The sequence below is a fragment of the Caballeronia mineralivorans PML1(12) genome, assembly GCF_001028175.1.
GTDB lineage: Bacteria > Pseudomonadota > Gammaproteobacteria > Burkholderiales > Burkholderiaceae > Caballeronia > Caballeronia mineralivorans.
Map to the genome: position 1 here is coordinate 19,956 of NZ_AEJF01000261.1, position 7,646 is coordinate 27,601.

The following is a 7,646-nucleotide window of genomic DNA, read 5'->3' on the forward strand; positions in this document are numbered from 1 at the left end:
TACTCAAGCCAAATTCAGCGCACTTCGCCGAGTTGATCGAGGATCGCGGGATTCTCGAGTGTCGATACGTCCTGCGTAATCGCCTCGCCTTTCGCCAGCGAGCGCAGCAAACGCCGCATGATCTTGCCCGAGCGGGTCTTGGGGAGGTTATCGCCGAAACGGATGTCCTTCGGTTTCGCGATCGGACCAATTTCCTTCGCCACCCACGCGCGCAGTTCGTTGGCGATTCTCTTGCCCTCTTCGCCTTCCGGACGCGAGCGCTTCAGCACCACGAATGCAACCACGGCTTCGCCGGTTGTATCGTCGGGACGGCCGACCACGGCCGCTTCCGCCACGATCGGATTCGACACCAGCGCCGATTCGATTTCCATCGTCCCAAGCCGATGCCCGGAGACGTTCAGCACGTCGTCGATACGGCCCATGATCGTGAAGTAACCCGTCTCCTTGTCGCGCACGGCGCCATCGCCTGCAAGGTACAACGCGCCGCCGAGTTCTTCGGGGAAGTAACTCTTCTTGTAGCGACCCGGATCGCCCCACACCGTACGCAACGCCGACGGCCACGGCCGTTTGATGACCAGGATCCCGCCCTGCCCGTTCGGCACGTCCTGACCGGTTTCATCGACGACAGCCGCCATGATGCCCGGCAGCGGCAGCGTGCAGGAACCCGGCACCAATGGCGTCGCGCCCGGCAGTGGCGTGATCATATGGCCGCCGGTTTCGGTCTGCCACCAGGTATCGACGATAGGACACACGCCGCCGCCCACGTTCTCGTGATACCACATCCACGCCTCAGGATTGATCGGCTCGCCGACCGTGCCGAGAATGCGCAGCGACGACAAATCGAAGCTCTTCGGATGAATCTTCGCATCGGCTTCGGCGGCCTTGATCAGCGAGCGGATCGCGGTTGGCGCGGTGTAGAAGATCGTGACCTTGTGCTTCGCGATCATGTCCCAGAAGCGCCCGGCGTGCGGGTACGTCGGCACGCCTTCGAACACGACCTGGGTCGCACCGATCGCGGTCGGGCCATACGCAATATAACTATGCCCCGTGATCCAGCCGATGTCGGCCGTACACCAGAACACATCGTCGGGCTTGGCGTCGAAGGTCCACTTCATGGTCTGCGCGGCCCACAGCAGGAAGCCGCCGGTGCTGTGCTGCACGCCCTTCGGCTTGCCCGTGGAACCGGACGTGTACAAGATGAACAGCGGATGTTCGGCACTGACCCATTCCGGCTCGCACGAATCGGCTCCCTGCGCGGCTTCATGCTCGACGAGCTCGTGCATCCACAGATCGCGGCCTTCGTGCCATTGCGTCTTGCCGCCCGTGCGCTTGTACACGATCACGCTCTTGACCGCTTCGCAGCCGCCGGCAGCGATAGCTTCATCGGCGATGCTCTTTAACGGCAGCGCCTTGCCGCCGCGCATTTGTTCGTCGGCGGTGATGAGCGCGACCGCGCCCACGTCCACGAGCCGTTCGTTAAGCGACTTCGACGAGAATCCGCCGAACACCACCGAGTGCGTTGCGCCGATACGCGCGCAGGCTTGCATGGCGACCACGCCTTCAATCGACATCGGCATGTAGATCACCACGCGATCGCCCTTCTTCACACCGCGCTTCTTCAATGCGTTGGCGAAACGGCACACGCGCTGCAGCAAGTCCTGGTACGTGACGTTCACGACGGTGCCGTCATCGGCTTCGAAGATGATTGCGTTCTTCGCGCCGTTACCCGCTTCCACGTGGCGGTCGATGCAGTTATACGACGCGTTGATTTCACCATCCTCGAACCACTTGTAGAACGGCGGATTCGATTCGTCGAGGACGGTTTCGAACGGCTTGTGCCAGCTAAGCGTTTCGCGTGCGAGCCGCGCCCAGAAACCTTCGTAATCGCGTTCGGCTTCGGACGTCAAAGCCTTGTACGCGTCCATGCCAGAGATCGCTGCTCCTGCCGACGCTTTGGCCGAGGGCGGGAAAATACGGCGTTCCTGGAGTACGGATTCAATCGCAGACATCGACAACCCCTTCTTTGATGGTGAATCTGAAAGCGGCGACGCCGGAGTCCGGCTCCGAAGCCGCTATGTCTTTTCGGCGTAGACGACACACGCGATGTCAAGCGTTGTGCCGTGTCTCCTGCCCTTGTGCATGACCGTTCGATGCAGCGCAGCATACGCTGCCCGGTGTTGTATCGCGAAGATAAGCCGCGTGCCTTACCCACTACTTACGCACCCTGCTCAATGACCACGGGGTATACACGTATGCGCCGGCACAAACGTGCTAACGCAATGATGCGCTTTGCGCTCGCGCGCTGCTTCGGTTGCGCGCGATTCATGACGCACCACACCATCCATGTTAACTGAACTCGTCGTCCGGATTCCAGCTTGAATCGTTACGCGCGCGAGCTCATCGCAGCCACGCTGCTGGTTGCCCTCGCGCGGGCGACACCCAAACCACCGCTACCAGCCCTTGGTCGATTGGGGCCCCCACCTACGGGTTGACCCGCAAACGACCGACTTCATCGCGCTACAATGTCGGACTTTCTCAAAATTTGACGCAAAACCGCGCTTTCGCGCGGCTACCCGACGCTTTTACCCGATCCACCCAACTCCCCACGACCCGGCACCGCTCATGTCCGCATCCCCGAACATCCCCGGCACCCGTCCTCCCCGCCCTTCAATGAAGCCGCTTCCAGCCGTCATTTTCATGAGCCGCTGGCTCCAGGTACCGCTGTATCTCGGCCTGATCGTGGCGCAAGGCGTGTACGTCGTTTTGTTCCTGAAGGAAGTCTGGCACCTCGTCACCCACATGACGACACTCGACGAAACCAACGTCATGCTGGTCGTCCTCGGCCTGATCGACGTGGTGATGATCTCGAATCTGCTGATCATGGTGATTGTGGGCGGCTATGAGACCTTCGTCTCACGACTCGGCGTGGAAGGCCATCCCGACCAGCCGGAGTGGCTCGATCACGTGAATGCCGGCGTGCTCAAGGTGAAGCTTTCAATGGCGCTCATCAGCATTTCGTCCATCCACCTGCTGAAAACCTTCATCAACCCAGACCAGTACTCGGAACACGCGGTGATGTGGCAGGTGCTGATTCACGTGGCGTTCCTTGCGTCGGCGCTGATTATGGCGTGGGTCGACCGCCTGACCACGCACACGCATCCGGAGCATTTTCATGACCCATCCGGCACGCCCGCGAAGGCACACGAATAAGCACGCAGCAACTCCAAGCGAGCGCTTTGTAAAGCGCCGATGAAAGTACCCATGAAGTCCCGATAACGTCCCGTCCCCACACGTTCAAGCCATGACTATCATCAAGCAGGAAGACCTGATTCAGAGCATTGCGGATTCGCTGCAGCACATCAGCTTTTACCATCCGCTCGACTACATCCAGGCGCTCGGCCGCGCGTACGAACTCGAAGAGAGCCCGGCCGCGAAAGACGCCATCGCGCAGATCCTGACGAACAGCCGCATGTGCGCGGAAGGCCATCGGCCGATTTGCCAGGACACGGGCATCGTCACGGTGTTTGTGAAAGTGGGCATGGACGTGCGCTGGGCGAGTGAGTCAGGAACAGCCACCATGGGCGTCACCGACATGATCAACGAAGGTGTGCGCCGCGGTTATCTGAACCCGGACAACGTGCTGCGCGCATCGATCGTGAGCCCGCCCGAAGGCGCGCGCAAGAATACGAAGGACAACACGCCGGCCGTGATCCACTACGAGATCGTCCCCGGCAATAAAGTCGATGTCCAGATCGCGGCCAAAGGCGGCGGCTCGGAAAACAAGACGAAGTTCGCGATGCTGAACCCGTCGGATTCCATCGTCGACTGGGTGCTGAAGACCGTACCGCTGATGGGCGCCGGCTGGTGCCCGCCCGGCATGCTCGGAATCGGCATCGGCGGGACGGCGGAGAAAGCGATGGTCATGGCGAAGGAATCGCTGATGGACGCTATCGATATCCAGGATGTCATCGCACGCGGACCGCAGGACTGGATCGAGGAACTGCGCGTGGAGTTGCACGAGAAGGTCAACGCGCTCGGCATCGGCGCGCAGGGTCTCGGCGGCCTCGCGACTGTGCTCGATGTGAAGATCATGGCCGCGCCGACGCACGCGGCATCAAAGCCCATCGCGATCATTCCGAACTGCGCCGCTACGCGCCACGCGCATTTCACGCTGGATGGTTCCGGCGTGGCGAAACTCGACGTGCCTTCGCTCGACGCATGGCCGAAGGTCGAATGGGTCGCGAATACGGAAACGAGCCAGCGCGTGGACCTGAACACGCTGACGAAGGAACAGGTCGCGGCATGGAAGCCGGGCCAGACGCTGCTGCTGTCGGGCAAGATGCTGACGGGACGCGACGCCGCGCATAAACGTATCGCCGATATGCTCGCCAAGGGCGAAAAGCTGCCGGTCGATTTCACGAACCGCGTGATCTACTACGTCGGCCCGGTCGATCCTGTGCGTGAGGAAGTTGTCGGCCCGGCGGGTCCGACCACGGCCACGCGCATGGACAAGTTCACCGACATGATGCTGTCGCAGACCGGTCTGATCTCGATGATCGGCAAGGCCGAACGCGGCCCGACGGCTATCGAAGCCATCAAGAAGCACAAGGCCGCGTACATGATGGCGGTGGGCGGCGCGGCCTATCTGGTGTCGAAAGCTATTCGTGGCGCAAAAGTTATCGCGTTCGAAGACCTTGGCATGGAAGCCATCTATGAATTCGACGTGCAGGATATGCCGGTGACCGTTGCCGTCGATTCGACCGGGACCTCCGTGCATCAGACCGGACCGAAGGAATGGCAGGCGAAGATCGGCAAGATCCCCGTCGCAACGGTTTAAACTACTGCCTTCCGAGTAACAGCAGAACAAGAGCCGGGCCATGTGCCCGGCTCCCGCATTTTCGGGCGGACCCGCAATCAAACCGTTTGCATTCTCATTTCGCTGGACGGAAACACGAGAATCTCATTGAAATTGCGGGAAAAACACGATTCTTCATCTTGGCTTTTTAAACTTGAACGGTTATGTTTGAAAGGCTGAAACGCCCACACAAGGAACTAATATGCAAGGCGATGTAAAAGCTCTCGAATACCTCAACCAGCAGCTGAAGAACGAGCTGACGGCCATCAACCAGTACTTCCTGCATGCGCGCATGTACAAGCACTGGGGTCTGGAGAAGCTCGGCAAGCACGAGTACGACGAGTCGATCGGCGAGATGAAACATGCCGACTGGCTGATCCAGCGTATTTTCATGCTCGATGGCCTGCCGAACCTGCAGGACCTGCACAAGTTGTTGATTGGCGAAGAGACGCTTGAAATCCTGCAGTGCGACTTGAAACTCGAGCAGATTTCGCAGAGCACGTGCAAGGAAGCTATCGCCTATTGCGAATCGGTTCGCGATTTCATCTCGCGTGAGATCTTCGTGAAGATTCTGGACGATACGGAAGAACACATCGACTGGCTGGAAACGCAGATCGATCTGGTTGCGAAGGTCGGCATCCAGAACTATCAGCAAACCATGATGGGCGAGAGCGAATAAACCACCGCCCGCGATGCCCTTCGACGCCCTCCGCTCCGCTCCGCTGGCGCTCGGTTCGAGCGCGCCCGTCGCCATTTTCGATTCTGGCCTCGGCGGTTTGTCCGTATTGCGCGCGGTACGCACCGCATTGCCGGACGAGCGGCTGATCTACGCCGCGGATTCGCTGTACGCGCCGTATGGTGAACGCGACGACGACTTTATCGCCGACCGGACGCTCGCGATTGGCGAATGGCTTGTCTCGCAGGGCGCGAAGGCGCTGGTGGTCGCGTGCAACACCGCGACCTCTCAGTCGATCGCTCAAGCCCGCGAGCGTTTGCCGATTCCCGTAATTGGCGTGGAACCGGGCATCAAACCGGCGTCGCTGACGTCGCAAACGCGCGTGGTGGGCGTGCTGGCCACCGCCGTCACGTTGCGTAGCGCGCGGTTTCAGGCGCTGGCTGAACGTCATACCGGCGACTGCCGCTTCATCCTGCAACCGGGACATGGTCTTGTGCAGGCCGTGGAACGCTGCGACACGGACTCGCCTGAACTCATCGCGTTGCTGCGAAGCTACGTGCAACCGATGCTCGATGCCAACGCCGACACACTCGTTCTCGGCTGCACGCACTATCCTTTCCTCGATCGGGCTATCCGCGCCATTGCCGGCGACCGGCTAGCACTGATCGATACGAGTGTCGCGATCGCGCGGCAACTCGAACGGCAACTGGATTCGTTTGGCTTGCGAGCAACGCCTGCTCAGGCTCCGGATATCGAATTGCCGCGCTTGTACTCGACCAACGACGGCCAGGCTCTGCGACAACTCGCAGCTTCGCTGCTCGGTCTCGATGTCACCGTGGAACACGTCGTGATCCCCTCGCGGCGCACCCGGACGCTGGAATCCGATCCGGTCTGAGACCACGCCCCAAAGGCCCGATCGTCTCCAGGCCACAAAAAAACACGTTATCGGCCCGGAAAAGGCCCTTCCGGGAACGCGGTTTCAGTTTTTTACACACGCTCACGGCCTTCTGCGACAAGCCTCCTCACCCCGTCCCCTTTTTCTGTCTACGGCACACCGAAAAAAACCGTTCATCCCTATTGCCAACTTTCTCATAAGGAATGATAATAATTCGCATTAACGTTAGCTATCGCGGTTGATCATGATCGTCTGTGTGTGCAAGTCAGTGTCGGATAGAAAGATTCGCGCGTCGATTGCCGATGGCGCATTTACCTTTGACGAACTGCAATTCGAACTGGGTGTTGCCATGTGCTGCGGCAAGTGCGAGGAAACTGTACGCGACGTCATGTTGCAAAGCGGTTGTGCGTCGCATTGCACTATGCGAAGCGATCAGCATCAGGCCGTGCCGCTGACGTTCTACGAACGCAAGGCCGCGTAAGCACGCTCCAGATCGACGGGAATTCGCCTGGCGCAAGTCATCGCGACGTCGCTACGTTGCCATCTGGTCACGTAGGCGGCTTTCGCGTCAGTCATCGTGCGTCCATGGTCGACACCGCAGTCCCCGCTTCTCCGCCCGCAAGCCAGGTCACATCGAGCCAGCCCGCCCACCCCCATCCAAGGAGGGAACGATGGAATTGCTGATCGGTTTCGTGACCACGCTGTTTATTTCTCTGCTCATCTTCCGAAAATGAAGTCCTCCAGTCTCACATGCTGCATGGGCTTTCGCTGTTCGTACGGCGTCCCCGCCGCACAAGCACGCTGATATGCCGTCGTCCTTGATCCCGCCCGGCAATACGGCTGCGGCGCTTAACGCTCACTCCTTCCCTTCAACCGAATCCTCAGGCATCAATCCGCGCATGATTGCCGCGAGCGTCGCCGTGGTGGCGATTCACGTGGGCCTGCTCGCCGTCGCGCTTACCCTGCGTAATGAGCCGGCGCCGCGCCCGATCGAATTGAAGACGATCACCGCCGAGCTCATCAGCCCCGCGCCGCCGCAACCGGTCGCAGCGCCGGTCGCGATCCAGTCGACACCCATGCCTCCGCCGCCAAAACCGGTTCCACCAAAGCCGGCGCCGAAGCCTAGGTCTGTCGTTCAGCCGCGCGTGAAAGCCGCGCCGACACCGTTGCCGGAAACCACGACGCCCTCGCCTGTCGCCGCAGCTTCGCCCGAACCGGCC

6 protein-coding genes and 1 pseudogene are annotated in these 7,646 nt (G+C 60.4%); 6 read left to right on the top strand and 1 reads right to left on the bottom strand.

Annotation, left to right across the window (positions count from 1 at the left end; translation table 11 throughout):
* Positions 1-14: 14 nt before the first annotated feature.
* A complete protein-coding gene (gene acs, locus EOS_RS42405; RefSeq protein ID WP_047898234.1) occupies positions 15-2,009 on the bottom strand; it encodes an acetate--CoA ligase in 1,995 nt (664 codons plus the stop codon).
* Between the two features lie 613 nt (positions 2,010-2,622).
* On the opposite strand from acs, the gene EOS_RS42410 reads away from it, so the two are divergent.
* The 6 genes and pseudogenes from EOS_RS42410 to EOS_RS42435 form a co-directional block, all read left to right on the top strand.
* Entirely contained in the window at positions 2,623-3,210 is a 588-nt protein-coding gene (locus tag EOS_RS42410) for a TIGR00645 family protein (RefSeq protein WP_047898235.1), read from the top strand.
* A gap of 91 nt (positions 3,211-3,301) precedes the next feature.
* Positions 3,302-4,837, top strand: a complete 1,536-nt coding sequence (locus EOS_RS42415) for a fumarate hydratase (protein ID WP_047898236.1) — start codon at positions 3,302-3,304, stop codon at positions 4,835-4,837.
* Between the two features lie 220 nt (positions 4,838-5,057).
* A complete protein-coding gene (bfr, locus tag EOS_RS42420) occupies positions 5,058-5,534 on the top strand; it encodes a bacterioferritin (RefSeq protein ID WP_047898237.1) in 477 nt (158 codons plus the stop codon).
* 13 nt (positions 5,535-5,547) lie between these two features.
* Positions 5,548-6,426 (top strand): glutamate racemase, encoded by an 879-nt coding sequence (gene murI / locus EOS_RS42425; RefSeq protein WP_047898238.1) that lies wholly within the window; start codon positions 5,548-5,550, stop codon positions 6,424-6,426.
* Between the two features lie 244 nt (positions 6,427-6,670).
* Positions 6,671-6,907 (top strand): (2Fe-2S)-binding protein, encoded by a 237-nt coding sequence (locus EOS_RS42430; RefSeq protein WP_047898239.1) that lies wholly within the window; start codon positions 6,671-6,673, stop codon positions 6,905-6,907.
* A 325-nt stretch (positions 6,908-7,232) separates the two neighbouring features.
* Positions 7,233-7,646: pseudogene (locus tag EOS_RS42435) on the top strand (hypothetical protein); the annotation flags it as partial.

Excerpts from the sequence above, each read along its gene's own strand:
- acs (WP_047898234.1), bottom strand. The coding sequence starts at position 2,009 with ATGTCTGCGATTGAATCCGTACTCCAGGAACGCCGTATTTTCCCGCCC.
- EOS_RS42410 (WP_047898235.1), top strand. The coding sequence starts at position 2,623 with ATGTCCGCATCCCCGAACATCCCCGGCACCCGTCCTCCCCGCCCTTCA.
- EOS_RS42415 (WP_047898236.1), top strand. The coding sequence starts at position 3,302 with ATGACTATCATCAAGCAGGAAGACCTGATTCAGAGCATTGCGGATTCG.
- bfr (WP_047898237.1), top strand. The coding sequence starts at position 5,058 with ATGCAAGGCGATGTAAAAGCTCTCGAATACCTCAACCAGCAGCTGAAG.
- murI (WP_047898238.1), top strand. The coding sequence starts at position 5,548 with ATGCCCTTCGACGCCCTCCGCTCCGCTCCGCTGGCGCTCGGTTCGAGC.
- EOS_RS42430 (WP_047898239.1), top strand. The coding sequence starts at position 6,671 with ATGATCGTCTGTGTGTGCAAGTCAGTGTCGGATAGAAAGATTCGCGCG.